A 24,795-nucleotide genomic window follows, 5' to 3' on the forward strand; every position below is an offset into this window, starting at 1 on the left:
GGGACCACGCCGGTCGGGCGGCGCACCGGCGGGCCGACCCCGTCGGGTTCCAGCGCCGGGCGCGGACGGCGCGGCGGTGGCGGAACGGTGGCACCGGGGGCGGCGCCTGCGCCCAGATCGGCGTCGACCAGCAGGACGTCGAACGGCCGGCCCTCGGCGGCGGCGCGTTCCAGGGCGTGCTCGGCGGCGACCGCACTCCCGGCCGCGCCCACCTCGATCTCCGGTTCGGCGGAGAGCGCGGTGGCGAGCGCCTCGGCGAAGATCCGGTGGTCGTCGACCACCAGCACGCGGATCCGCCCCATGTCGGTGTCCCCCCTGCCTCGGTCCGGCCCCCATCCGATACCGGACTCAGGGTACGGGGATGCTGGACTCATTGGTGGGGATCCAGTGAAATTCCGTCAGATCCGGTCATCCGGTGCGAACCCGCCGGTCGGCCCCACCGACCGGTGCGGCGAGCCGGCCGGACCGATCGGCGCGGGACCCTCGGGAGGCGCCGCGCCCGGTCAGACCACCCGCCGCGCGCCGGCCGCCGCACGCGCCTCGAAGACCACCGGCGCGGTGTGCCCGGCCGCCGCGAAGGCCGCGCCGACCGCCTGCGCCACCGCGTCCGCCGACTCCCGCGGGACCAGCGCGACCACCGAGCCGCCGAACCCACCGCCGGTCATCCGGGCGCCCAGCGCGCCGGCCGCCACCGCGGTCTCGACCGCCAGGTCCGTCTCGGCGCAGGAGACCTCGAAGTCGTCGCGCAGCGAGGCGTGGCCGGCGGTCAGGATCGGCCCGAGCTCGGCGAACTCGCCCTTGTCCAGCAGCGCGACCGCCCGCAGCACCCGCTCGTTCTCGCTCACCACGTGCCGGACCAGCGGCCCGAGCTCGGTCGGCAGCCGGTCGAGCGCGGCCGGCAGCCCGGCGGCGTCCAGGTCGCGCAGCGCGGCCAGCCCGAGCAGCGCGGCGGCCCGCTCGCAGCCGGCCCGCAGCGCGGCGTAGGCACCGTCCCCGAGGTCGTGCTTGACCCGGGTGTCGATCACCAGCAGCACCAGCCCCTGCTCGGCGGGCCGGAACGGGACCTGGCGGTGGCTCAGCTCCCTGGTGTCCAGGAAGAGCGCGGCCCCCTCGGTGCAGCAGGCGGAGGCCATCTGGTCCATCACCCCGCAGGGCACCCCGACGAAGCGGTTCTCCGCCCGCTGGGCGAGCAGCGCCAGCTCGGCCGGCGGCAGGTCCAGCCGGTACAGGTCGCGCAGGGCCACCGCGGTGGCGCACTCCAGCGCCGCGGAGGAGGAGAGCCCGGCGCCGGTCGGCACGTCGCTGCCGAAGTACAGGTCCGCCCCGCCCACCGGGTGGCCGGCCGCGCGCAGCGCCCAGACCACGCCGGCCGGGTAGCCGGCCCAGCCGGTCACCACCCCGGGCGCCAGGGCGTCCACCGGCAGGTCGGTCACCACGTCGTCGCCCTGGGCGCTGTAGAGGCGCAGCCGGCCGTCGGTGCGCGGGCGGGCCGCCACCGAGACCGCCTGCGGGAGGGCGATCGGCAGCACGAACCCGTCGTTGTAGTCGGTGTGCTCGCCGATCAGGTTCACCCGGCCCGGAGCCGCCCACACGCCGGCGGGCACCGCACCGAAGATCCGCTCGAACTGCTCCGTCACGTGTCGCTCTCCCGCAGGTCGAAGGGCCTGCCGGGCGGGGATTCCGCCGGGCAGGCCCGGGCACTCGATCCCGGCCGGCGGGGCGCCGGCCGGGGGACGCGTCAGGCGTCGGCGCCCTGGGCGTTCCCGGCGTTGAACCGGTCCAGGGTGAAGGTCCAGGCGTCGGCGACGATGACGTCCAGGTCGGGGCGCTTGGGCACCCAGCCCAGGGCCTGACGGGCCCGCTCGGCGGAGGCGACCAGCACCGCCGGGTCGCCCGGCCGACGCCCGGTGGTGACCACCGGGATCTCCCGGCCGGTGACCCGCTTGACCGACTCGATCACCTCGCGGACCGAGAAGCCGCTGCCGTTGCCCAGGTTGCAGATCAGGTGCTCGCCCGGCTGGGCGGCGGTCAGCGCCAGCAGGTGCGCCTCGGCCAGGTCGGCGACGTGGATGTAGTCGCGGATGCAGGTGCCGTCCGGGGTCGGGTAGTCGTCACCGAAGACCGAGATGTGCGGGCGCTGGCCGAGCGCCGCCTGGAAGACCAGCGGGATCAGGTGCGACTCGGGGTCGTGGCGCTCGCCGTGGCTGCCGTAGGCGCCGGCCACGTTGAAGTAGCGCAGGCTGACCGCGGCCAGGCCGTGCGCGATGGCCTCGCTGGTGATCAGGTGGTCGACGGCCAGCTTGGTGGCGCCGTAGCAGTTGGTCGGGGAGGTGCGGGCGGTCTCGGCGATCGGGCTGACCTCCGGCTCGCCGTAGACGGCGGCGGTGGAGGAGAAGACCAGCTTGCGCACCCCGGTCTTGCGCATCGCGCTGACCAGCTCCAGCGAGCCGGCCACGTTGTTGCGCCAGTACTTCTCCGGGTCCGCGACCGACTCGCCGACCTGCGAGGAGGCGGCGAAGTGCAGCACCGCCTCGAAGGAGCCGCCGTCGAGCACCTCGGCGGCGTCCTGGACCCGGCCCTGGACGAACTCGGCGCCGGCCGGCACGCCCGCGCGGAAGCCGGTGGACAGGTCGTCCAGCACGGTGACCTGGTGTCCCGCCTCCAGGAGGTGGGCGGCGACCACACTGCCGACGTAGCCGGCACCGCCGGTGACCAGGTACTTGCTCATGTTGCGACCTCCCGCAGGCGCTGCGCCGCCGCCTCCGGCGACACATCGTTGACGAACGCGTCCATGCCGGATTCGACCCCGGCCAGGAACTTCAGCTTGCCCACCGTACGTCGGATCGTGAACAGCTCCAGATGCAGCGCCAGCTCCGCACCGTTGCGCCGGGGCGCCTGGTGCCAGGCGGCGATGTAGGGGGTGCGCGGAGCAGGCTGGTCCGGCACCGGCTCGGCGGGCCTGAACAGGCGGTCGAAGCGGCGCAACAGCTCCAGGTAGAGGCCCGGGAACTCGGCCCGCTCGGGCTCGGTCAACCCGGTCAGCGCGGCCACCCGACGGTTCGGGTACAGGTGCACCTCGTAGGGCCAGCGGGCGGCGAACGGGACGAAAGCGGTCCAGTGCTCGCCGCTCAACACCACCCGGACGGGGTCGGCCAGCTCGGCCGCCAACAGGTCCTCGAAGAGGTTGCGGCCGGTCCGGGCCCGGTGCTCGGCCGCCTGGGCGACCATCCTGGCCGTGCGCGGGGTGGTGAACGGGAAGGCGTAGATCTGACCGTGCGGGTGGGCCAGCGTCACGCCGATCTCGGCGCCGCGGTTCTCGAAGCAGAAGACCTGCTCCACCTCGGGCAGCGCGCCCAGCTCCGCGGTGCGGTCGGTCCAGGCCTCCAGCACCAGGCGGGCCTTGGCCTCGTCCAGGTCGGCGAAGGAGGCCTGGTGGTCCGCGGTGAAGCAGACCACCTCGCAACGGCCGACCCCGGGGCGGGAGAGCCGCAGCGGCTGCTCGGCGGTGGGGCGGGGGTGGCCGGCCGCCTCGATGTGGACGGCGGCGTCGGCGGCCAGCGAGGGGAAGCGGTTCTCGAAGACCACCACGTCGTAGTCGGCGGCGGGGATCTCGCTGAGCCGCTCGCCCCGGCTGGGGCAGAGCGGGCACTCGTCGGCCGGCGGGTGGTAGGTACGGGCCTGGCGGTGCGCGGCGACGGTGACCCAGTCGCCCAGGACCGGGTCGCGGCGGATCTCGGCGAGGCTCGCGGTCGGCTCCAGCGGCCGCCGGTCCTGCACGTCGCGCTGCGCCGACTCGTCCCGGTCGAAGTAGATCAGCTCGCGACCGTCCGCCAGCTTGGTCGTGGTCTTCCGCACTGTCTCCGCCCTTGCTGTGGCTGTTCGCCGTTCCATGCTTCACACATAATCAAACATTACTCATCAGCAGTCAACAGAGTGGGACGCAGCTCAGCGCGTCAGGATCCAGAGGTCGGGTGCAGTCGTCGGGTGCAGTCGCCAGGGGCAGTCGTCACGCGCCGTCGTCAGGATGCGGCGCTGCCACCGGAGCTGCGCGCCGCCCCGGCAACGCACAGGGCCGACCGGGTGCACCACCCGGCCGGCCCCACCGCCCGCCCCGGAGCTACCGGCCTACTCCCGGACCAGCCGGGCCAGCAGCCCGGTGCGGTCCGCGACCGCCGCCGCCTCCAGCCTGGTCCGCGCCCCCAGCTTCATCAGCACCCGCTGCACGTGGGTGCGCGCCGTGCTCGGCGCGATCCCCATGCCGGCGGCGATCTCCTGGGTGTCCTGCCCCTCGGCGATCCGCGCCAGGACCTGGACCTCGCGCCGGGTCAGCGCACCGAGCAGCCGCAGCGCCTCGTCGTCCGGCTCGCGCACCGGGTGCAGCAACCGCTCGAAGGCCCCCTGCAGCACCTCCACGGCGACCGCGACCTCGCCCGCCCGGGCCCGGGTGACCGCGCGGTCCACCACCTCGATCCGCTCGTCACTGCGCACGTAGCCGGCCGCACCGGCGGCGAAGGCGTTGGCCACCCCCCGCAGGTCGTCCACCGGGCCGAGCACCACCACGGCGACCTCGGGCCGCTCCTGGCGCAGCCGGCGCACCGGCGCGAAGGCCCCCGGACCGCCCGGCCGGGCCACCCCGAGCAGGCAGACCTCCGGGCGGCGCTGGGCGACCAGGTCGGGGCCGGCCGCCGCCGGGCAGCCCACCGCCAGCACCCGGTGCCCGCGCACCTGCAGCGCCGCGGCCAGTGCTTCGGCCAGCAAGCGGTGATCGTCGACCACGACGAGCCGTACGCCCAAGGGGCCCCTCCCCCGTACCCAGCGCGGAGCCACCCCCACGCGACGCGTACCGCCCGTACGCCACAGCGGTGTTGACGCCCCATCACAGCGCATGGCGGACCCACATCGCTAGACAACGGGCGGGTTTGCGGGAACGACTGGACGGGATCGTGACCAGGAGGATAACGAAAAAGGCCCCCGCCGTGATGGCGGGGACCTTTCCCGATGGAGCCCCCATGCGGAATCGAACCGCAGACCTTCTCCTTACCATGGAGACGCTCTACCGACTGAGCTATAGGGGCGAACCGGTCGAACGAGGAAGACATTACATGGTCATCGGGGGGATTGGGAAATCGGTGCCCGCCGAGCCGTGCGCGCCCCGCGGCGCCGGACGCGCCAGGGGCCGGCGGCGGACGGTCGCGCACCCGGGCCGGCCGCCCCGCACCCCTCCGCACACCCGCCGCCACCCCGACTGACTGTTACCGCCCCGGGCCCCCGGTCAGCGGGGCAGTGGCCCCCCGGTCGCCGCGGCGGGCGGCCGGCAGGTGGTCCGCCGTCAGGTCCACCCCGCCGGTCTCCGGCAGCGCCAGCAGGCAGAGCACCGAGACCAGCCCGAGCCCGGCCAGGTACCAGCCCACCGGCGTCGCCGTCCCGTACTCCGCGGTCAGCCGGGTCGCCAGCAGCGGCGCCGTGCCACCGCCCACCACACCCCCGAGGTTGTAGGTCAGCGCGGCCCCCGTGTAGCGCACCCGGGTCGGGAAGAGCTCCGGCAGGTAGGCCCCCACCGGCCCCAGCAGCAGCCCCAGCAGGGCGGCCGACCCGACCGTCGCCGCCAGCACCAGGACCGGGCGCAGGCTCTCCAGCAGCGGGAAGAAGAACAGCGACCAGCAGGCCGCCACCCCGGTGGCCACCATCACCGTGCGCCGCCGCCCCCAACGGTCGGAGCCCCCCGCGCTGAACCAGACCGCCAGCGCCCCACCCGGCGCGGCCAGCAGCTGCAGGGTCAGCATCAGGGTCCGACCCAGCCCCAACTCGCCGGTGGCGTACGCGAGGGCGTAGGTGTTGGTCAGGTAGAACAGCGCGTAGCCGAAGCAGAGCGAGCCGCCGCCCAGCAGCACCGTCCGCCAGTGCTCGCGCAGCACCGCCAGCACCGGCACCGCGGCCGGGCCGGCACCCGCCGCTCCCCCGTCACCGGCGGCCATCCGCCCGAGCTCGGCGAAGACCGGGGTCTCCTCGATCCGCAGCCGGACGAAGAGCCCGACCGCGACCAGCAGCAGCGAGGCCAGGAACGGCAACCGCCACCCCCAGTCCTGGAACTGCCGCTCGCTGAGCCGGGCCGAGAGCACCAGGAAGACCAGGGTCGCCAGCAACGAGCCGGCGGCCGGCCCCAACTGCAGGTACCCGGCGTACCGCCCGCGCCGGCGCACCGGCGCGTACTCCGCCAGCAGCAGCGCCGCCCCGCCCCACTCCCCGCCCAGCCCGAACCCCTGGCAGAACCGCAGCACCACCAGCGCCACCGGTGCCCACACGCCGATCCGCCCGTACCCGGGCAGCACCCCGACCGCCGCCGTGGACAGCCCCATCAGCAGCAGCGACGCCACCAGGACGGCCTTGCGCCCCATCCGGTCCCCGAAGTGCCCGAACACCACGGCCCCGACCGGCCGAGCCACGAACGCCACCGCGTAGACCGAGAAGGCCGCGAGCAGGGCACTGACCGGGTCGAGCACAGGGAAGTACTCACGTCCGAAGACGAGGGCTGCCGCCATCCCGTACAAGAAGAAGTCATAGAACTCGATCGCCGTCCCGACGAAGGCAGCAGCAGCCACCCGCCCCAGCCCCGCGCCACGCCCGCGGTCCGGAACGTCCTGGCCTGACGCACCTGACGCCATGTCAATCGCCATGCTCCGACCATGCCGGGGCCCGTCACGCCCCCGACACCGCCGGTCGAGTGACGGGGGCGCGCGTCGTTCGTACACACCCCGGGGTGGTGCGCGGGGTCACCACCACCCGGGCGTCCGCCGCCGGGCCACCAGCGCCCCCACGAGATGGGCCGCGCCGATGAGAATCATCTGCCACGCACTCACCGACCGCCCGGCCAGCACGGTGTCGCAGTAGTCCGGCCCATCCGTGAACGCCGGCCTGAACCCCGACCCACAACTGTGCCCGGCCGGCCAGAACCCGTAGACGACACCCGCCACGACCAACAGCACGCCAACCGTGGCGAAGGCGGCGGCGATGCGCGGTTCCTTGCTGATCTCAACCCCCGGTGCGATCTCGGCCGATATCCATCACTTACTCGAACTGCCAGGTCAGACGCCCCTCGACGCCGCCTTCAGCCCGCACTTCCGGTGAAGACGCCACCGTCGATCCCGCGCGCGTCGATTGTCCCTGTTCCGTGATCGAATCCCTGCTCGAAGGCCCGAGCAGCGGAATCCGCCAGATCATTCACGTCGACCTGCGACGGATAGGGTCCGGCAGTGATGGCCACGGCATTTCGAGCGGCCTCCCCGGAGGAGCCCTGCAACACCCCGAGGGCCTTGTCACTGGCCACATTCGAAGTATTCACCTTGAACTGGTCGGCATACTTCTGAATCGCACCGTCAGCGCGAACGTTGAGGAAGTTGCCGGCCGCCGGAATCCTGCCCACCGCCTTGCCGCCGGTCAGATCCCAGATCTTGGTTCCCCAGGAGGCCTTCTCGTCGATCTTCGCGTTGTAGGCCGCATCGCTGGCCTGCTGGTGATGGTAGATGTCGTCCAGCCGCCCACCGGTGAGGATTCCCTCGACAACCCCTCCGGGCTGCACCGCGTTCTGGACCGCCGCCGTCAGGTCCCGATGGTCCGCCTGGTGCAGCATGACGTCCTGCACCTGTGCCCTGGTATATGCGTCCTGGGCCTGGATGACGCTGCCGTAGGCGCCCGGGTCCTTGCCCAACGTGGCCAGCAACTTGGCCGTGCTTCCGTAGTGCAGCGACGCCGGACTGCCGAAGCTCGGCATCGGCGACACCGATCCCGGGGACACCGCCTTCTGCACGTCCCCGATGTAGGCCGCTGTCATGTTCCCCAGGCTGTCGTTCATGTTCGCGAAGACCGCCCCGTCGCCGTGCAGGAGATTCGGTCCGTTCGCGCTGCCGAACCTGTCCACCACCTGACTCATGAGCGCGCTCATCGGAGCGGTGTGCGACACCAGTGGCGCTCCCGTGGCGTCGTACGGAACACCCGTGGTAGCGGTTTGGAGCGCCTGCCCCAGCTCGGTCACCTCGGGCCCGGCCGCCTTGGTGCCCGCGTCGTTCCGGTCCTGCTGCATGTCCTGGAGGGTGGAACCGGATTCGGGGTCGGTCAGCCGGTCGAGGTAGTGGTTCGCCTGGTTCGCCGCCTTGACCGTGCCGTCCGTGTTGTAGAGGGTCGCGGGCCCCTGGAAGTACTGGAGCGCCGCGTCCGGGCTGTGGCCGAGCGCCGCCAGGACGCCTGACATGGGGTTGTAGCCGCCACTCCCCGACCCCAGGCCGTCCAGGTGGATCCGCCCGTTCATGTACATGGCGTTGGCCCACCTGCCCGGGTCCTGCTCACTGAGCTGGGTGACGTGCTCGGCGATCGGATCGAGGAAGTGCGGGTCGTAGTTCCCGGTGCGGAGGACATTGGAGAGGATCTGGTACCCGTACGGGCGGCCACCGGTCGGCGTGGTCGCGGTCAGCCCGTACTGGTGGGCACCGGCCGCGCGCAGGCCCGCCTCCCAGTCGTCGGACAGATGCGGCTCACTCTTCGAGTCGGTTGCGGTCGCCAGCGTCTTCCCCAGATCGGCCTGCAGGTCCGTCAGGTCACTGGCACGCGATCCACCGAGGTTGTAGGAACCCTGATCCAGAGCACCGAGCGACTTGAGGAAGCCCTCGGGCCCCGTCGAGTCGTAGAACGCGGTGGCAAAACGCGGGTCACTCGAGTTGGCGCTCAATAGTTGCTTCAGCTTGCCGACTTGGGCATCGGTCATCTTGTCGCCCAGACCGAGCAGCTGAGCCGCTTGCCGGGCCTCGGCCTCCGGTATGCCGCCCATGGGCGTCGCGTTGAACGCCGTGGTCGTGCTGCCCGTGTCTCCCGAGAGCGCGGAGGCAGCGGCCTCGTCGGCAGTGGTGGCCTGTTGGATTACCTCGGTGATCCGTTGTTGGATCTGATTGGCGCTGTTCTGGAGTGCCTTGGCCGCGCCGGGGTTCTGCTGCTCGGCCTGGGCCGCCGCGGTCGACCAGTGGACGGATCCGTCACCGTCGACGCCGAGGTTCTGGTGAGCCGCGTCGTCGAGCACCGACTGCAGCGCCTTCTGGGCGGCCGAGAACTGGTCGTGTGCGTCACGCAGGGCCCGTGCGATCGCGCTCGCCTCATCGAAGGCCCGGTCGATCTGGGTGCGAGCGTCGGTGAGGACGGACGCAGCGGCATCAGCGGCGGCGCCGGTCCAGCCAGTGCTCTGCAGCGGCCCGATCACCTGGCTGTTCAACGACGTGGCCAGATCCCACTTACGCACCAGGTTCTCGAAGTCCGAGGCGACGGCGTCCAGGCTGCTGAGGTCGACACCGTGTAACTGGCTGAAGGTCACCATGACTGCCCCACCTGCTCAGCTCAACCGGAAGCTGCGCTGAACGTGGTACTCGATGTTGGTGTAGTTGGCCGCGTTGACCTGCAGGTTCTGTCCGATCTTCGCCAGGTCGTCGACCAGCGCCTGCACCTGCTGGGTCCAGACGCTCCACGCGGTGTTCAGCGCGCCACTGGTGCTCCAGCCGGTCAGCGCCCCCACCGCCGCAGTGACGTTGAGCGCGGGCTCATCACACTCGGCCTTCACCGTCGGCTGCAGACCGAGCGCCTGCTGCCCGGCGTGCGACAGTGCAGCCGGCTGGACCGAGAGGCCGGACCCACCACCGGTGAAGGCAACCGGGCCGGGTGCCGATGCCAGGTCGGGAAACTGCTGCTTCGCCTGATCGGTGAGGTTGCCGGAGCTGTCGAACAGCCACGGGTTCATCCGCCGCTCGAAGTCGAGGTCTGCCATTGGTCCCCCCAATGTGGACTGCCCGAGCGCCCGTACCCCCACGGTTGTGGACATGCCCGAACTCCTGCGCCAGGACACTACACGAAGCAACCGCTGATGGACATGGGGTAGCGAGGTAGTCGCACCGTCACCGAGCGCAGCGGGATACGGCTTGGTTCGGCGAGCATCGGCGCGAACAGAAGGGCGGTGGTGGTGAACGCTGGACCAGCGTTGACCACCACCGCCCGTCGACCTGGTCGTCAGCCCTGCGGCGGGTTGTACGGTCCCGGCGGCGGTGCCTGCTGGTAAGGGGCACCGGGGGCCGGCGGCTGCTGCGGCGGGTAGGGCGGCTGGCCGGCGCCCGGGGCGTAGGACGGCGGCTGGTGGGGCATCGGGTAGCCGAAGTCGCCCGCGGGCGGCGGGGTGGCGCGCTTGCGGCGGGTGACGAGGAAGACCACCCCGCCGATCACCAGCAGCGCCACCACCGCGCCGACGACGATCAGCGGCAGGACGCTGCTGGACGACTTCTTGGCAGCGACCGGGGGCCCTGCCGGGGCGGACGCGTTGCCGCTCGCCGGGGCGCTCGGGTTGGCCGCCGCACCGGTGGAGCTCGAGCTCGGGGCCGAGGCGGGGGCGGAACCGAGGGGGGACGGCGTGCCGGCTGGGGCGTCGATCCCGGCGGCGATCAGCGGGTTCACGTCGGCCGGGCCCGGGTCACCGGTGTAGTGGATGGCGTTGCGGGGGCTGATGTTCCCGAAGCCGAGGTAGTCGGAACGGGTGCCGCTGTTGGGCTTGTTGGCCGAGTTGATCAGGACGCGGAGGATCTGGTTGCCGGTCCAGGTGGGGTGGACTTGCCAGAGGTCGGCAGCAGCAGCGGCAGTCAGTGCGGTGGCAACGGAGGTCCCGTGCGACTTGCAGTACCCGCTCGGGTCAGTGCAGAGGCTGATGACATCCTGGCCAGGCGCCGCGAGGGCGATCTGCGGGCCGTACTCGGACTCGGTTGTATGGGTGCCTGACTCATCGAAGCCCGCAATGGCCGCGACACCCGATGCCACCGACGGATACATCCGCATGTTCCCGTCCTGCGCGGAGTTGCCAGCACCGGCAACGATCAAGTCCCCCTTACCGATCGCATAGTTGACAGCTTGCTGCAGGTAGGAGATGTCGGATGGCGCCAAGAGATCACTCTGAACCGCCTGCGAGATGCTGATCACCTTGGCGCCTTGATCGACCGCGTAAGTGATGCCGTCAGCGATCTGCTTCAGGGCAGCCGGAGCCGGGATAGCCGTACTCGGATCCCCATTGGTGTTGACCTTGATCGGAAGGATCTTGGCCCCTGGGGCAAACCCGATGGCACCCTTCCCGTCAAAGGCCTTGCCCGTTCCGGCGATGATGCTGGCCATCCCGGTCCCGTGGCCCACCGGATCAGCATTCACACCGCCCGGAAGGCCACTCAGGTCTTTGCCTGGTAGGAGCTGGGCCTGGTCCGGCGAGTCGCCCTTGAAACCGCTGTCGATCACCGCAACGGTGACACCGGCTCCGGTGGCGGTCTGCCAGACCTCCGGCATGTGCAACGCGTCCACATACCACTGGTCATCCCGCGGCGTGTTGCCCGCCCACGCGGTGGAGGCGACCCCGCCCGTCAAAGCCGTCGCCAACGCCAGGACAGCGGCGACCCGCCGCACTCCCGTGCCTGCTCGCCGCATCTGACTCTCCTCGTCGGCTGCCTGTGCTACTTCCCCGAACAGCACTGCCCGGCCACCGGGTCTGTCCCCGTGGCCGGGCAGTGATCCGGTCCTTACCCAATCACGTCCGGGTTGCTCCCGGGCATACCGCCCACCCAGGTCTCCTCGTCCTCGACGAGGTAGTCGGCGCGGTTGCGGCGGTCCTTCTTACGGTTGCCGGCCGAGCCCATGCCGCCGGGCATCATGCCGCCCTGGCCACCGCGGGTCGCTCCGCCCTCGGCCTCAGCCTCGGCCTCGACGCCAGCTTCGGCACCCACGGCCGCACGGGTCCGCAGACCGCTGCCACCCGGGGTGTACTCGCCCTCGGCAGCCGGCCCACTGCTGCCACCGACCTCGCCACCGCGGGTCGTGACCAGGCCGCGGCTGCGGCCGATGCCGCCTCCGACACCGCCCCGGCCCCCACCGACGCTGCCGCCCCGGGCGCCACCGAGACCGCCTCCGGGCCCCATGGCACCCGGGCGACCGGCCATGCCGCCGCTCGAACCGGCCTCGCCCTCCTCGGCGCCGATCACGTTGGCGCCGAGCTGGCTGCGGCCGGACACGGCGCCGCCACCGGGAACGCCGATCCCGCCGGAGATGCCCTCCTCGTTGGCGACGTTGAAGGCCCGACCCGGGATGCTGCCACCGACGGAGGTGGAGCCACCGAAGCCCTTGCCACCGCCGACGACACCCACACCGCCACCGCCACCGCTGTAGCCGTTGCCGGGCAGGCCACCGGGGTAACCCGGCAGCAGGGCGCCGCCAGGACCGATCGGGTCGCCCCCACCCGGACCACCCGTGACGGGCAGCACAGGCGTGGGGGTGCTCGGACCGGGCAGCGCGGGCGCCGGCGGCCCACCCAGGATGCCCGTCTTCGGCGGCGTGGTGATCGGGCCGATCACCGGCGGGGTCGGGTTGGGCTCCGGCGTCGGGCTGGGGACGGGCTGACGGATCGGCGGGGGCGGGGGCGCGATCGGGTGGATCGGCGTCGGGTCGACCACCGGGGGACGAGGCGTCATGCGCGGCGGCGGGGTGACGGTCCGCTGCGGCGGCGGGGTAGTGGTGTGACGACCGCCACCGCCGCCTGTTGAAGACCCGCCACCGCTGGGGTTCGGATAATTGACGCCACCGCTGGACCAGACGTCCATATTCGGCGGCGGCCCCATCACCGTCGTCGGCGACGGCGGGAACAGCGGCGGGTTCTGCGCCTTGATCTCCGACGTCGTCTGGTCGTACGTCGACGCCAACGTGGTCATGGCGTTGACCGCGTCCTGGTGGTCCTTGTCGATCGAGGCCTGGGCCGCCTGCATGTCAGCCGTGGTGATGAAGTTGGGGTTCTGCTGCTTGGCCTGCTGCTCGTTCGCCACGCACGGCTGGAGGTTGAAGCTGCTGACCGTCGTCATGTCCTTGGCCGGCAGCGGCGGAACCGCCTTGATCGCCGTGCCCAGGGCGGTGCTCGCGGTCTCCAGCGAGGTGGAGGTGCTCTTGGTGTAGTCGCTGAGCTGCTGGGTGGCGGTGGAGATCTGGCCGGCCCAGCCCCGGAAGCTGTCGGCCGCCGGGCCGGTCCACTCCACCTGGCTGACGTTGCTGGTCAGTTGCTGGCTGATCTCGTGCAGGGTGTCGGCGGCCTTGGACAGCGCGCCGCTACGCGTGGACAGCGTGGTGGCGTCCGCGCCCTTGAGCATGTCGAGCAGGTCCTGGTGGGACTTGGCTGCGAACCAGTCGTGCGGGCCGTCGTCGACGGATGGGTTGGGCATCAGACACTCCCCGTGCCGGTGTCGAATGGGTTGCTGACCGGGCTCACCCGGGGTGAGCTCGTCCCACGCGCGCTCACGAGACGCCGCCGCTGCCGCCGGTCGCACCGCCGGCCGTGGTGCTGCTCGTGGTGTCCGCGGCCGGGGTCGCCGTGGTGCCGGCCTGCGCCGTGGTGCCGGCCTGCGGCGTGGTGCCGACGGTCTGCGGGGTCGTGCCGTCGCCGGGCGGGGTGGCGACGATGCCGGCCGGGTTGACGCCGGAGGTGAACTGGGCGTTGGTCTGGTTGTGGATCTTCCACAGCGTCACCCGCTGCTCGTCGTCCACGTTCTGGTACCCGTTCATCGAGATGTTGATCGCGATGCTCATCGCCTCGATCTGGTTGCCCAGCGTCGTCGACAACGTCTGCAGGTTGGTGTGCACCACGTTGTAGGCGTTGTACAGGTCACCCGACTGCGGGAAGCCGTTGCCGAAGTGGCCCTGGTCGACTGTCTGCTGGGCGATCTGGCCCTGCGAGGCGGGCGAGCCGTCGAGCGAGGTCAACATCTCGTCGACCTTCTTCTTGAACTCGCTCAGCGTCTCGACCTCGGCCGACATCGCCTGCGCGTCGGTCGGGCTCGGGCCCGGTCCGGCGGCCATTTGCCTGGCCATGTCCATCGCGGCGTTCTTGGCCCCGAGCTGGCCGAAGTAGTTGGGAACGACCACTGCAGTACACCTCCCCCGTACACGCCGTGCAGCAGCAGGCGCGCGTCATGCCTCATCGCCTTCGAGAGATCCGTGTCGGATCCCGCCTCCCGTGTCCGGCCAACTGTCCGTAGCCGGACGGTAGCCGCCACGGATCATCCTAGCGAGGGCATCCGTCAACCGGGCAGGGGCCTTGGGCCAGCAGGCAGCTATCGGTACGGAGTTGTCACGTACCGGCGCGCCTGCCGGCCCCGAACCTGAGCCCGCGTCAGTCCAGTTGCCCCAGAGACGGATGCCCCGGGACCAGTCGCCTCAGGAGGCGTCCTCCGCCAGCTCCAGCCAGCTCAGCTCCAGCTCCTCCTTCTCCTCGCGCACCTTGCGCAGCTGCGCGTCCAGCTCCGCGACCTTGCCGAAGTCGGCCGCGTGCTCGGCCAGCTGGTCGTGCAGCTTGCTCTCCTGCTGCTCCAGCTTGGCCAGCTGCCGCTCGATCCGCTGCAGCTCCTTCTTCGCGGCCCGGATCTCGCCGGCCGACTTCGCCGGTGACCCGCCCGCCGCGGCAGCACCCGCACCGCCCGCGGCGCCGGCACCCGAGGCGGCCGTCACCGAGGCCGCCGCGGTCACCTCCATCGCGGCCCGGCGCTCCAGGTACTCGTCGACGCCGCCCGGCAGCATCCGCATCCGGCGGTCGCCGAGCAACGCGTAGGCGACGTCGGTGGTGCGCTCGATGAAGAACCGGTCGTGGCTGATCACGATCATCGAGCCGGGCCAGCCGTCGAGCACGTCCTCCAGCTGGTTGAGGGTCTCGATGTCCAGGTCGTTGGTGGGCTCGTCGAGGAAGAGCACGTTGGGCTCGTCCATCAGCAGCCGGAGCAGCTGCAGCCGGCGCCGCTCGCCACCGGAGAGGTCGCCGACCGGCGTCCACTGCTTGTCCTTGCCGAAGCCGAACTGCTCGCAGAGCTGACCGGCGCTCATCTCGCGGCCCTTGCCCAGGTCGACCCGGCCCCGCACCTGCTCGACGGCCTGCAGCACCCGGGTGGTGGGGTCGAGCTCGGCGACCTCCTGGGAGAGGTAGGCGAGCCGGACGGTCTTGCCGACCTTGACCACGCCGCCGGCCGGCTGCGCGTCGCCCTGGGAGGCGTAGGCGGCCTGCATGGCGCGCAGCAGCGAGGTCTTGCCGGCGCCGTTGACGCCGAGCAGGCCGATCCGGTCGCCGGGGCCGAGGTTCCAGGTGAGCCGCTCCAGCAGCAGCTTGTCGCCGGCCTTGACGGTCACGTCCTCCAGCTCGAAGACGGTGCGGCCGAGCCGGGCGTTGGCGAACTTCATCAGCTCGCTCTTGTCCCGCGGCTCCGGCACGTCGGCGATCAGCGCGTTGGCGGCCTCGATCCGGTAGCGCGGCTTGGAGGTGCGGGCCGGGGCGCCGCGGCGCAGCCAGGCCAGCTCCTTGCGGGCCAGGTTCTGCCGCTTCTGCTCCTCGGTGGCCTCGATCCGGGACCGCTCGGCGCGGGCGAAGACGTAGTCGGAGTAGCCGCCCTCGTACTCGCGGACCTCGCCGCGCTGGACGTCCCACATCCGGGTGCAGACCTGGTCCAGGAACCAGCGGTCGTGGGTGACGCAGACCAGCGCGGAGCGCCGGGCCTGCAGGTGGCGGGCCAGCCAGGCGATGCCCTCGACGTCGAGGTGGTTGGTGGGCTCGTCGAGCACGATCAGGTCGGGCTCGCCGAGCAGCAGCTTGGCCAGCGCGATCCGGCGGCGCTCGCCACCGGAGAGCGGGCCGATCACGGTGTCCAGGCCGTTCGGGAAGCCGGGCAGGTCGAGGCCGCCGAAGAGGCCCTCGATGATGTCGCGGATCCGGGCGTCGCCGAGCCACTCGTGGTCGGCGCGGTCGGCGATCACCTCGTGCCGGATGGTGGCCGCCGGGTCGAGCGAGTCGTGCTGGGTGAGCACGGCCAGCCGCAGGCCGCCGTTCCAGGTGATCCGCCCGGTGTCCGGCTCCTCCAGCTTGGCCAGGATCCGGATCAGCGTGGTCTTGCCGTCGCCGTTGCGGCCGACGACGCCGATCCGGTCGCCCTCGCTGACGCCGAGGCTGACTCCGTCCAGAAGGGCCCGGGTGCCGTAGACCTTCGTGACGGACTCGATGGTGGCGAGGTTGACGGCCACGTGCGCTGCGCTCCTGAGGTCGGACGGGAGGCTCGACGAGGCGAGCCCGGAGCTCCCAGCCTAGTCGTCACGCCCGCGGCGCCCGCCCGAGCAGCCACGCGAGCAGCCCCCGTCACACCGGCTGGACACCTGTCACACCGGCCGGACCACCCGCGCCCCGCCCGTCGGGCTCAGGCCCCGTCGACCACCCGTGCCCCCGGCACCGGCCCGTACGTCGGGTGCGCGGCCCGGCAGGTGCCCGAGGCGGTCAGCGCCGCGGCCAGCTGCTCGGCGCCCGCCGCGTCCTTGGCCAGGAAGGCGCAGGTCGGCCCGGACCCGGAGACCAGCGCGCCGAGGGCCCCGGCGGCCAGCCCGGCCGCCAGGCAGTCGGCCAGCTGCGGGCGCAGCGAGAGCGCGGCGGCCTGCAGGTCGTTGGCCAGCGCGGCCGCCAGCGCCACCGGGTCGCCACCGGCCAGCGCGGCCAGCAGCGCCGGGTCCGCGTCGGGGGTCGGCACCTCGGCCTCGCTCGACCCGGTGCCGGCCGCCTCGCGCAGCCGGTCGCACTCGCGGAAGACGGCGGGCGTGGACAGGCCGCCGTCGGCCACCGCGAAGACCCAGTGGAAGGCGCCGGTGACCGGCAGCGGCTCCAGCAGCTCGCCCCGGCCGCGGCCCAGCGCGACCCCGCCGAGCAGCGCGAACGGCACGTCGGAGCCCAGGTCGGCGGCGAGGTCGAGCAGCTCGGGCAGCGGGGTGCCGAGCTGCCAGAGCGCGTCGCAGGCGACCAGCGCGGCGGCGCCGTCGGCGCTGCCGCCGGCCATCCCGCCGGCCACCGGGATGGCCTTGGCGATGTGCAGCGCGACGTGCGGCTCGATGCCGTGGTGGGCGGCGAGCAGCCGGGCCGCGCGGGCGGCCAGGTTGGTGTCGTCCAGCGGGACCTGGTCCGCGTCCGGGCCGGTGCAGGTCAGTGTGACGCCGGTGCCCGGGCGGGCGGTCACCTCGTCGCCGAGGGCGACCGCGAAGAAGACGTTGGCCAGGTCGTGGAAGCCGTCGGCGCGCAGGCCGCCGACCCCGAGCTGGACGTTGACCTTCGCGGGGACGCGGACCGTGATCACAGGACGGGCACCTCGGGCTTGTGCTCGGCGATGGCGGCGAACTGCTCGACCGTCAGCATCTCGCCGCGCAGGGTGTGGTCGATGCCGGCGGCGGCGAGCGCCTGCTCGGCGGCGGCCGGCGAACCGGCCCAGCCGGCCAGCGCGGCCCGCAGCGTCTTGCGGCGCTGGGCGAAGGCGGCGTCCACCACGCGGAAGACCTCGGCCCGGGTGGCGGTGGTGACCGGCGGCTGACGGCGGATCAGCGAGACCAGGCCGGAGTCGACGTTGGGCGCCGGCCAGAAGACGTTCCGGCCGATCGCCCCGGCCCGCTTCACCTCGGCGTACCAGTTGGCCTTGACCGAGGGCACCCCGTAGACCTTGTTGCCGGGCTTGGCGGCGAGCCGGTCGGCGACCTCGGACTGCACCATCACCAGGGTCCGCTCGATGCTGGGGAAGGTGGCCAGCATGTGCAGCAGCACCGGGACGGCGACGTTGTAGGGGAGGTTGGCGACCAGCGCGGTGGGGGCCGGGCCGGGCAGCTCGGTGACCTCCATGGCGTCGCTGAGCACCAGGTCGAAGCGGCCGGCGGCGGACGGCATCCGGGCGGCCACCGTGGTCGGCAGGTGCTCGGCCAGCAGCGGGTCGATCTCCACCGCGGTGACGTGCGCGGCCACCTCCAGCAGCGCCAGGGTGAGCGAGCCCAGCCCTGGGCCGACCTCCACCACGGCGTCGTCCGGCGTCACCTCGGCGGCGCGGACGATCCGGCGCACCGTGTTGGCGTCGATCACGAAGTTCTGGCCGCGCTGCTTGGTCGGCCGGACCCCGAGGGTGGCGGCCAGCTCCCGGATGTCGGAGGCGCCGAGCAGGTGGCTGTCGGGGGTGGGATCGGTGGTGCTCACCGGGTAAGGATAGGTGTTCTGCCGGTGCGGAACTCTCAGTACCCGAAGGCGCGCGCCGTGTTCGCGGCGATCGCGCCCGCCAGCTCGTCCTCCGCCAGCCCGAGCGTGTCGGCCATCGAGCGCACCGTCACCGGGATCAGGTAGGGCGCGTTCGGCCGGCCGCGGTAGGGGTGCGGGGTGAGGAAGGGTGCGTCGGTCTCCACCAGGATCCGCTCCAGCGGGGTGACGGCCAGCGCGTCGCGCAGCGGCTGGTTGGCCTTGAAGGTGACCGGGCCGGCGAACGAGAGGTACCAGCCGTGCTCGGCGCAGACCTTGGCCATCGCCGCGTCGCCCGAATAACAGTGGAAGACCGTCCGCTCGGGGGCGCCCTCGGCCAGCAGCACGTCGATCACGTCCTGGTGCGCGTCCCGGTCGTGGATCACCAGGGCCTTGCCGTGCCGCTTGGCGATCTCGATGTGCCGGGCGAACGACTCCTTCTGGATGTCCACGCCCTCGGGGCCGGTGCGGAAGTAGTCGAGCCCGGTCTCGCCGACCGCCCTGACCTGGGGCAGCGCGGCCAGCTCGTCGATCTCGGCGAGCGCCGCGTCCAGCGCAGCGCTGCCGCCGGGCGAGCGGCGCTGCCCGGACCAGCCGTCCCCCTCCTCCCCGGGCAGAGGTGTCCCCAGCACGATCCGGGGCGCCTCGTTGGGGTGCAGCGCGACGGCCGCGTGCACCTGCTCGAACTCGGCCGCCAGCGCGGCGGCCCAGCGCGAGCCGGGCAGGTCGCAGCCGACCTGGACCACCGTGGTCACGCCCACCGAGGCGGCCTTGGCGAGCGCCTCGGCCGGGGTGCCGGACTGCATGTCCAGGTGGGTGTGCGAGTCGGCCACCGCGACCGCGAGCGGCTCGGGCAGCGGGGGCGGGGTGGAGCGGTCGTCCTTGGCAGCCATGGTCCAGAGCCTAGCCGGGTGCGGCGGCGGGCCCGCCCGGTGTTCGAACGGGCCCGCGGCGGTCGCACCCGGGGGCAGACCGGGAGGCGGACCGGAGGGCGGCGCGGCTCAGGACTTCGGCAGCCAGAACTGGTACCAACGCTGCCGGATCCGCGGCTCCCGGGGGACCGTCGGCGCGGCGGGCTCGGCGTGCGCGGCGTAACCGGGCCCGTGGTGCCAGTCGCGGTCCGCGGTGGCGATCCGGCCCGGGCGCATGATGCGCACCGTGTGCCCACCGCAGCCCGGGCAGGTCGGCTGGAGCAGCGGGGAGGGCACCGGGACACCGTTGGCGTAGTACTTGACGACGGTGTGCCCGTCCTCGGCCTTGTGGTGCTGGATGTCGTACGCCTGCTCCCAGCCGTAGCCGCACTTCAGGCAGGCGAACGAGTAGGCCTCCCGGACCGTCTCGCCGGCCCGGTGGAGGCCGCCGAGGTGCTGCGCGGCGGCCAGGCCGCCGGGCTCGCTGCGGGGGGCGTGCTCGGGGCCGTCCTGGGCCGGCTTCAGGTCGGCCAGCGGCGTACCGCCCACGGGGCTACCGATTGTCTCGCTCATCGCGGTCTCCCAGCGCCCGCCGGACGTTCGTCCGGTCCGGGTCTTTCCATCCGATGGAATGCCCCTCGGCCCCGACCCGATGCCCGGCTTGCCGAGACTTGGCCCGGAGTTGGGGATCCCTGTACGAAGCGCCGGTGAAAGCCCAGCTCGGCGGGGGTTTGACCGGTGTTCGCTTTACCTTGTCCCAGGGTCGCACGGCGCGCGTCGGACGGCCTCGGGACGGCTCGCGCGACGCCTGCCCACCGGCGTGCGCGGCCGTGCCCATCACTCCACCGTACGCGCCCTCGGCCACTTGGGCGAGGTCCAGTTCAGGCCCGCCGAGCTGCATCGATCACGGAGCGTGCTTGGCCGCCACGACCGCGTCGAACACCTCGCGCTTGGGCAGGCCGAGGTCCGCCGCGACCGCCGCGATGGCCTCCTTGCGGCGCTCGCCGGCCGCCTCCCGGGCCGCCACCCGCTCGGCCAGTTCGGCCGGACCGAACGCGACCGGCGCCGCCGGCGGGGCCCCGGCCACCACCACGGTGATCTCGCCGCGCACGCCCGCCTCGGCCCACTCGGCCAGCTCGCCGATCGGGCCGCGCTTGACCTCCTCGTAGGTCTTGGTCAGCTCCCGGCAGACCGCGGCCGGCCGCTCGGCGCCGAAGGCCTGCGCCATCGCGGCCAACGTCTCGGCGATCCGGTGCGGCGCCTCGAAGAAGACCATGGTGCGCGGCTCGGCGGCCACCTCCGCCAGCGCCCGGGAGCGGTCGCCCGCCTTGCGCGGCAGGAAGCCCTCGAAGGTGAAGCGGTCCACCGGCAGCGCGGACAGCGCCAGCGCGGTGAGCACCGCCGACGGCCCGGGCACCGCGGTGACCCGGATGCCGGCCGCCACCGCGGCGGCCACCAGCCGGTAGCCGGGGTCGGAGACCGAGGGCATCCCGGCGTCGGTCACCAGCAGCACCCTGGCCCCGCCGGTGAGCGCCTCGACCAGTTCGGGGGTGCGGCCCACCTCGTTGCCCTCGAAGTAGGAGAGCACCCGCCCCGCGGGGGTCACGCCGAGCGCCTGGGTCAGCCGGCGCAGCCGCCGGGTGTCCTCGGCCGCGATCACGTCGGCCGCGGCCAGCTCGGTGAGCAGTCGGGGCGGGGCGTCTTCGACGTCGCCGATGGGGGTTCCTGCCAGTACGAGTACACCTGTCACGCCCGCCATCCTCCCAGCCGCCGGGAGATTGGTGATGAACCGGGCAGCTTGCCGGGGAGGGGTCGTGCTTTCCGGGTGCGCCCCTACGATGTGCGGGTGAACGGCGAGACGGCGGCAGAGACGGCGGTGGTAGAGACCATCGCGGACCCCCCGGGCGGCAGCCACCCGGGCGACGAGTCCCACGGGCTCGACCCGGAGCACATACCCGCGCCGCGCCGCGCGGCCGCCCCCGCCGGCTGGCCCGGCAGGCTGGCCGCGGTCGGCTACCGGGCGCCGCGTCCCGTCCCGCTCGCCGAGGCGCTGGTCCCGCCGATGCCGGACGGCCCGGGGGTGACCCCCGCTCAGGTCCCGCCTTCGCCGCTGCTGCTGCGCCTGGGCATCCAGCTGCCGGCCGGCCTGTGGAACTGGCTCTGCCGCTGGCAGGGCTGGCTCGGTCCGCTGGTGGTGGCGCTCTTCGGCGGGCTGCTGCGGTTCTGGCACCTGGGCAGCCCCGACGCGATCATCTTCGACGAGACGTACTACGCCAAGGACGCCTACGCGCTCTGGCAGGGCGGCTACGAGACCTCCTGGACGGACTCCGCCAACGCGCAGATCATCGCGCCGCACCAGGTGATCCCCTACCAGGCCGACCCCGCCTTCGTGGTGCACCCGCCGGTCGGCAAGTGGATCATCGGCGCGGGCGAGCAGCTCTTCGGGATGCACCCGTTCGGCTGGCGGTTCATGGTCGCGCTGCTCGGCTCGGTGTCGATCCTGATGATCGCCCGGATCGCCCGCCGGCTCTTCCGCTCCACCCTGCTGGGCTGCGTGGCCGGCCTGCTGCTCTCGGTGGACGGCCTGCACTTCGTGCTGAGCCGCACCTCGCTGCTCGACCTGATCGTGATGTTCTGGACCCTGGCCGCCTTCGGCTTCCTGCTGCTGGACCGGGACCGCACCCGGGCCCGGATCGCCCGCGCGCTGCCGGCCGACGGCGGTGACGGCACCGCCGGTGTGGCTGCGGGCGCGGGCGGGCGGCTGCGGCTGGGGCTGCGCCCGTACCGGCTGGCCGCCGGGGTCTGCGTCGGGCTGGCCTGCTCGACCAAGTGGAGCGGACTGTACGTGGCGGCCTTCTTCGTGCTGCTCACCGTCTGCTGGGACCAGGGCGCGCGCCGCCTGGCCGGGGCGCGCCGGCCGGTGCGTGCGATGCTGCGCCGCGACGCGCTGCCCGCCTTCGCCTCGATCGTGCTGGTCTCGCTGGTGGTCTACGTCGGCTCCTGGTCCGGCTGGCTGGCCAGCAGCACCGTGCCGGGCAAGGGCGGCTACGGCCGGGACTGGGCGGTGGGCCGGCACGGGCTGTCCACCGAGTTCGTCTCGGTGCCGCTGCTCGGCAAGGTCAGGATGCCCTTCCAGGTGGACATGACCTGGGTGCCGGAGGGGCTGCGGGCGCTGTGGCACTACCACGCGCAGATGTACAACTTCAACATCAGCCTCTCCACCCCGCACCTCTACCAGTCCAACCCGTGGAGCTGGCTGGTGCTCGGCCGGCCGGTCTCCTTCTACTACGAGTCCCCGCACCTGGGGCAGAGCGGCTGCAAGGCCGCCAGCTGCGCCTCCGAGGTGCTGGCGATCGGCACTCCGCTGCTCTGGTGGGCCGGCGTGGCGGCGCTGGTGTACTGCCTGTACCGGTGGGCGCTGCGGCGCGACTGGCGGGCCGGTGCGGTGCTGTGCGGGCTGGGCGCGGGCTACCTGCCCTGGTTCGAGTACCAGCACCGGACCATCTTCCTGTTCTACGCGGTGGTCTTCGTCCCCTTCATCGTGCTCGCGGTGACCATGCTGGTGGGGGCCCTGATCGGGCCCGCGACGGCGACCTTCGAACGCCGGGTGGCCGGGACCGCGGCGGCGGCGCTGCTGGTGCTCGCGGTGGTCTGGAACTTCCTCTACTTCTATCCGCTGTACACCGGCCAGGTGATCCCGATCGACGACTGGCGGGCCCGGATGTGGTTCACCAGCTGGATCTGAACCGGTCCCACCGGTGGGACCGGAACCCGTCCCACCCGTTGGAAGGTGTGTACCAGCTCTGTCACGAGGCGCCCCGGGACGCGGGGGCACGGTGGGCGGCGGCTTAGGCTGGGCTGCCGGCCCGACCGGCTCCCGATCCTCACCTCGACTTCACAGGGGGAGCACCACCATGCGTCAGGGCGCGAAGACCGCCATCGTCAGCGGCATCGCCGCCGCCATGCTCGCGGCCGGCGGCTACGGGGCATACGCGCTGTTCGATTCGGGCAGCACCTCGTCCAAGTCCGCCGCCCCCAAGCCCCGCACGGTGGTCCCGGAGTCCCCGACGGCCGACCTGGCCGCGACCGGCGCCAAGAGCTTCCTGACCGCCTGGGCCGGCGGTGACCTGCAGGGCGCCGCCAAGCTGACCGACGACCCGACGGCCGCGCTGGCGGCGCTGACCGCGTTCCAGCAGCAGGTGAAGCCGAGCGCGCTCACCCTGACCCCGGGCGCGCAGACCACCGCCACGGCCTTCGCCTCGGCCACCGCGCAGCCCTCGGCCAGTGCGAGCGCCAAGCCGAGCGCGAGCCCGTCGGCGGGCGCCTCCGCCAGTGGGTCCCCGGCCCCGTCCGCCTCGCCGGCCCCGGCCTTCCAGCTGCCGATGACCTTCAAGTCGCACCTGGAGTTCGCCGGCACCACCAACACCTGGGACTACACCGGTTACCTGGGCATGGTGAAGATGAGCGACGGCACCTCCGCCGTGCACTGGTCGTCGACCGTGCTCAACCCGCACCTGGGCGCGGGCGAGTCGCTGGTCCAGCAGCCGGTCTTCAACCCGCCGACCAGGGTCACCGACCGCAACGGGCAGTCGCTGGCGACCTTCCCCTCGCTCAGCCAGATCCTGGTGAACTTCTCGCAGAACCCGCCCGCCCAGGACCCGGCCGACGCCGGGACCGGGGTGGCGATCGTGAACACCGCGAACCCGCAGGCCAAGCCCGAGCCGCTGTTCACCATCACCGACCCCAAGCCGGGCAAGCCGATCAAGCTGACCATCGACGCCGGCCTGGAGGCGGCGGCCCAGAAGGCCGCCGACGAGCAGTACGCCAAGTTCAAGACCACCGCGTCGGTGGTCGCCATCGAGCCGAGCAGCGGGAACATCCTGGCCGTCGCCAACTCGCCGGCGACCGGCTTCAACATGGCGCTGCAGGGCCAGACCGCGCCGGGCTCCACCATGAAGGTGATCACCGCCAGCGCGCTGCTGGAGGCCGGGATCGACCCGAACGCCACCATGCCCTGCCCGTCCAGCTACAACACCGGCACGGTGTACCACAACGACTTCAAGGACGAAGAGCCCAACAACACGTTCATGCAGGACTTCACCGTCTCCTGCAACACCGCCTTCATCAAGCAGAGCATGACCACCCTGCAGTCCGGCTCGCTCAACAAGCAGGCCTCGGACGTGTTCGGCATCGGCCTGAACTGGAAGATCGGCTTCCCCAGCTTCGACGGCCAGGTGCCGGGCGCGGGCCAGTCCAAGGACGAGACCGCGGGCGAGTACTTCGGCCAGGGCAAGGACCTGATGAACCCGCTGACCCTGGCCTCGGTCGCGGCCACCGTGGACAGCGGAACGTTCAAGCAGCCGGTCCTGATGGCCGGCATGCCGCAGCTGACGGCCGCCCGGCAGCTGTCCCCGGACACCCTGACCAAGCTGCGCTCGATGATGAACAGCGTGCTCACCAACCCGAGCGGCACCGCCTACAACGCGCTGCAGGGCGTGAGCGGCAACATCGGCGGCAAGACCGGCACCGCCGAGGTCTCCAGCAACCCCAGCGACCCGACCAACAGCTGGTTCACCGGCTACCGGGACAACCTGGCGGTCTCCGTCGAGGTGCTCAAGGGCGGCTTCGGCGCCGCCGCTGCGGTGCCCGCGGCCGCCGAGGTGCTCAAGGTCGGCAACGGCAGCTGAGCCCCGGCCCCGGCCGACCCGCGGCCCCCCGCTCCCGGATCCCTCCGATAAACAAGGGAAACGGCCTTTCCTAAGGGGGGGCTGCATCGGCTCCGAA

The 24,795-nt window shown here is 72.5% G+C and carries 18 protein-coding genes, 1 tRNA gene and 1 pseudogene; 2 read left to right on the plus strand and 18 right to left on the minus strand.

Annotated features, from left to right (window positions below):
• The 18 genes and pseudogenes from ACQRUO_RS27840 to rsmI form a co-directional block, all read right to left on the minus strand.
• Nucleotides 1-302, minus strand: a pseudogene (locus ACQRUO_RS27840) (DNA-binding response regulator); the annotation flags it as partial.
• Between the two features lie 201 nt (nucleotides 303-503).
• Nucleotides 504-1,637, minus strand: a complete 1,134-nt coding sequence (gene galK, locus ACQRUO_RS27845) for a galactokinase (RefSeq protein ID WP_428318841.1) — start codon at nucleotides 1,635-1,637, stop codon at nucleotides 504-506.
• Between the two features lie 101 nt (nucleotides 1,638-1,738).
• Entirely contained in the window at nucleotides 1,739-2,728 is a 990-nt protein-coding gene (gene galE / locus ACQRUO_RS27850; RefSeq protein WP_428318842.1) for a UDP-glucose 4-epimerase GalE, read from the minus strand.
• Entirely contained in the window at nucleotides 2,725-3,855 is a 1,131-nt protein-coding gene (galT, locus tag ACQRUO_RS27855; RefSeq protein WP_428318843.1) for a galactose-1-phosphate uridylyltransferase, read from the minus strand. The genes galE and galT overlap by 4 nt, the downstream gene beginning before the upstream one ends.
• A gap of 270 nt (nucleotides 3,856-4,125) precedes the next feature.
• Nucleotides 4,126-4,794: a LuxR C-terminal-related transcriptional regulator gene (locus tag ACQRUO_RS27860; protein ID WP_428318844.1), complete on the minus strand. Its 669-nt coding sequence runs from the start codon at nucleotides 4,792-4,794 to the stop codon at nucleotides 4,126-4,128.
• Nucleotides 4,795-4,999: 205 nt separating this feature from the next.
• A tRNA-Thr gene (locus ACQRUO_RS27865) sits at nucleotides 5,000-5,075 on the minus strand.
• Between the two features lie 177 nt (nucleotides 5,076-5,252).
• The gene (locus ACQRUO_RS27870) at nucleotides 5,253-6,674 is read right to left on the minus strand and encodes an MFS transporter (protein ID WP_428318845.1); all 1,422 of its coding nucleotides are present in this window, start codon (nucleotides 6,672-6,674) and stop codon (nucleotides 5,253-5,255) included.
• A gap of 431 nt (nucleotides 6,675-7,105) precedes the next feature.
• Complete coding sequence (locus ACQRUO_RS27875) at nucleotides 7,106-9,355, minus strand: hypothetical protein (RefSeq protein ID WP_428318846.1); 2,250 nt, start codon at nucleotides 9,353-9,355, stop codon at nucleotides 7,106-7,108.
• A 15-nt stretch (nucleotides 9,356-9,370) separates the two neighbouring features.
• Nucleotides 9,371-9,799, minus strand: a complete 429-nt coding sequence (locus ACQRUO_RS27880) for a hypothetical protein (RefSeq protein WP_428318847.1) — start codon at nucleotides 9,797-9,799, stop codon at nucleotides 9,371-9,373.
• A 239-nt stretch (nucleotides 9,800-10,038) separates the two neighbouring features.
• A complete protein-coding gene (locus tag ACQRUO_RS27885) occupies nucleotides 10,039-11,484 on the minus strand; it encodes a S8 family serine peptidase (RefSeq protein WP_428318848.1) in 1,446 nt (481 codons plus the stop codon).
• A 92-nt stretch (nucleotides 11,485-11,576) separates the two neighbouring features.
• Nucleotides 11,577-13,259, minus strand: a complete 1,683-nt coding sequence (locus ACQRUO_RS27890; protein ID WP_428318849.1) for a WXG100 family type VII secretion target — start codon at nucleotides 13,257-13,259, stop codon at nucleotides 11,577-11,579.
• A 73-nt stretch (nucleotides 13,260-13,332) separates the two neighbouring features.
• Nucleotides 13,333-13,959, minus strand: coding sequence for a hypothetical protein (locus ACQRUO_RS27895; protein WP_428318850.1), 627 nt, complete (start codon nucleotides 13,957-13,959; stop codon nucleotides 13,333-13,335).
• Between the two features lie 291 nt (nucleotides 13,960-14,250).
• Entirely contained in the window at nucleotides 14,251-16,095 is a 1,845-nt protein-coding gene (locus tag ACQRUO_RS27900) for an ABC-F family ATP-binding cassette domain-containing protein (RefSeq protein WP_428318851.1), read from the minus strand.
• 170 nt (nucleotides 16,096-16,265) lie between these two features.
• Complete coding sequence (locus ACQRUO_RS27905; protein ID WP_428318852.1) at nucleotides 16,266-17,186, minus strand: 4-(cytidine 5'-diphospho)-2-C-methyl-D-erythritol kinase; 921 nt, start codon at nucleotides 17,184-17,186, stop codon at nucleotides 16,266-16,268.
• Complete coding sequence (rsmA, locus tag ACQRUO_RS27910) at nucleotides 17,183-18,064, minus strand: 16S rRNA (adenine(1518)-N(6)/adenine(1519)-N(6))-dimethyltransferase RsmA (protein WP_428318853.1); 882 nt, start codon at nucleotides 18,062-18,064, stop codon at nucleotides 17,183-17,185. Before rsmA ends, ACQRUO_RS27905 begins: the two co-directional genes overlap by 4 nt.
• 35 nt (nucleotides 18,065-18,099) lie before the next feature.
• Nucleotides 18,100-18,993, minus strand: coding sequence for a TatD family hydrolase (locus ACQRUO_RS27915; RefSeq protein ID WP_428318854.1), 894 nt, complete (start codon nucleotides 18,991-18,993; stop codon nucleotides 18,100-18,102).
• 108 nt (nucleotides 18,994-19,101) lie between these two features.
• A complete protein-coding gene (locus ACQRUO_RS27920) occupies nucleotides 19,102-19,584 on the minus strand; it encodes a hypothetical protein (RefSeq protein WP_428318855.1) in 483 nt (160 codons plus the stop codon).
• Between the two features lie 331 nt (nucleotides 19,585-19,915).
• Entirely contained in the window at nucleotides 19,916-20,761 is an 846-nt protein-coding gene (rsmI, locus tag ACQRUO_RS27925; RefSeq protein ID WP_428318856.1) for a 16S rRNA (cytidine(1402)-2'-O)-methyltransferase, read from the minus strand.
• Nucleotides 20,762-20,962: 201 nt separating this feature from the next.
• Here rsmI and ACQRUO_RS27930 point away from each other — a divergent pair, with 201 nt between their 5' ends.
• Both ACQRUO_RS27930 and ACQRUO_RS27935 read left to right on the plus strand, forming a co-directional pair.
• A complete protein-coding gene (locus tag ACQRUO_RS27930) occupies nucleotides 20,963-22,756 on the plus strand; it encodes a dolichyl-phosphate-mannose--protein mannosyltransferase (RefSeq protein ID WP_428318860.1) in 1,794 nt (597 codons plus the stop codon).
• A gap of 169 nt (nucleotides 22,757-22,925) precedes the next feature.
• The gene (locus tag ACQRUO_RS27935) at nucleotides 22,926-24,698 is read left to right on the plus strand and encodes a penicillin-binding transpeptidase domain-containing protein (RefSeq protein ID WP_428318857.1); all 1,773 of its coding nucleotides are present in this window, start codon (nucleotides 22,926-22,928) and stop codon (nucleotides 24,696-24,698) included.
• Nucleotides 24,699-24,795 lie beyond the last annotated feature (97 nt).

This window comes from Kitasatospora sp. LaBMicrA B282, assembly GCF_050325825.1.
GTDB lineage: Bacteria > Actinomycetota > Actinomycetes > Streptomycetales > Streptomycetaceae > Kitasatospora.

What these genes read in the sequence shown, in the direction of transcription:
- galE (WP_428318842.1), bottom strand. Translation starts at nt 2,728, where the DNA reads ATGAGCAAGTACCTGGTCACCGGCGGTGCCGGCTACGTCGGCAGTGTG.
- ACQRUO_RS27870 (WP_428318845.1), bottom strand. Translation starts at nt 6,674, where the DNA reads ATGGCGATTGACATGGCGTCAGGTGCGTCAGGCCAGGACGTTCCGGAC.
- ACQRUO_RS27875 (WP_428318846.1), bottom strand. Translation starts at nt 9,355, where the DNA reads ATGGTGACCTTCAGCCAGTTACACGGTGTCGACCTCAGCAGCCTGGAC.
- ACQRUO_RS27880 (WP_428318847.1), bottom strand. Translation starts at nt 9,799, where the DNA reads ATGGCAGACCTCGACTTCGAGCGGCGGATGAACCCGTGGCTGTTCGAC.
- ACQRUO_RS27885 (WP_428318848.1), bottom strand. Translation starts at nt 11,484, where the DNA reads ATGCGGCGAGCAGGCACGGGAGTGCGGCGGGTCGCCGCTGTCCTGGCG.
- ACQRUO_RS27890 (WP_428318849.1), bottom strand. Translation starts at nt 13,259, where the DNA reads ATGCCCAACCCATCCGTCGACGACGGCCCGCACGACTGGTTCGCAGCC.
- ACQRUO_RS27915 (WP_428318854.1), bottom strand. Translation starts at nt 18,993, where the DNA reads ATGGCTGCCAAGGACGACCGCTCCACCCCGCCCCCGCTGCCCGAGCCG.
- ACQRUO_RS27920 (WP_428318855.1), bottom strand. Translation starts at nt 19,584, where the DNA reads ATGAGCGAGACAATCGGTAGCCCCGTGGGCGGTACGCCGCTGGCCGAC.
- ACQRUO_RS27935 (WP_428318857.1), top strand. Translation starts at nt 22,926, where the DNA reads ATGCGTCAGGGCGCGAAGACCGCCATCGTCAGCGGCATCGCCGCCGCC.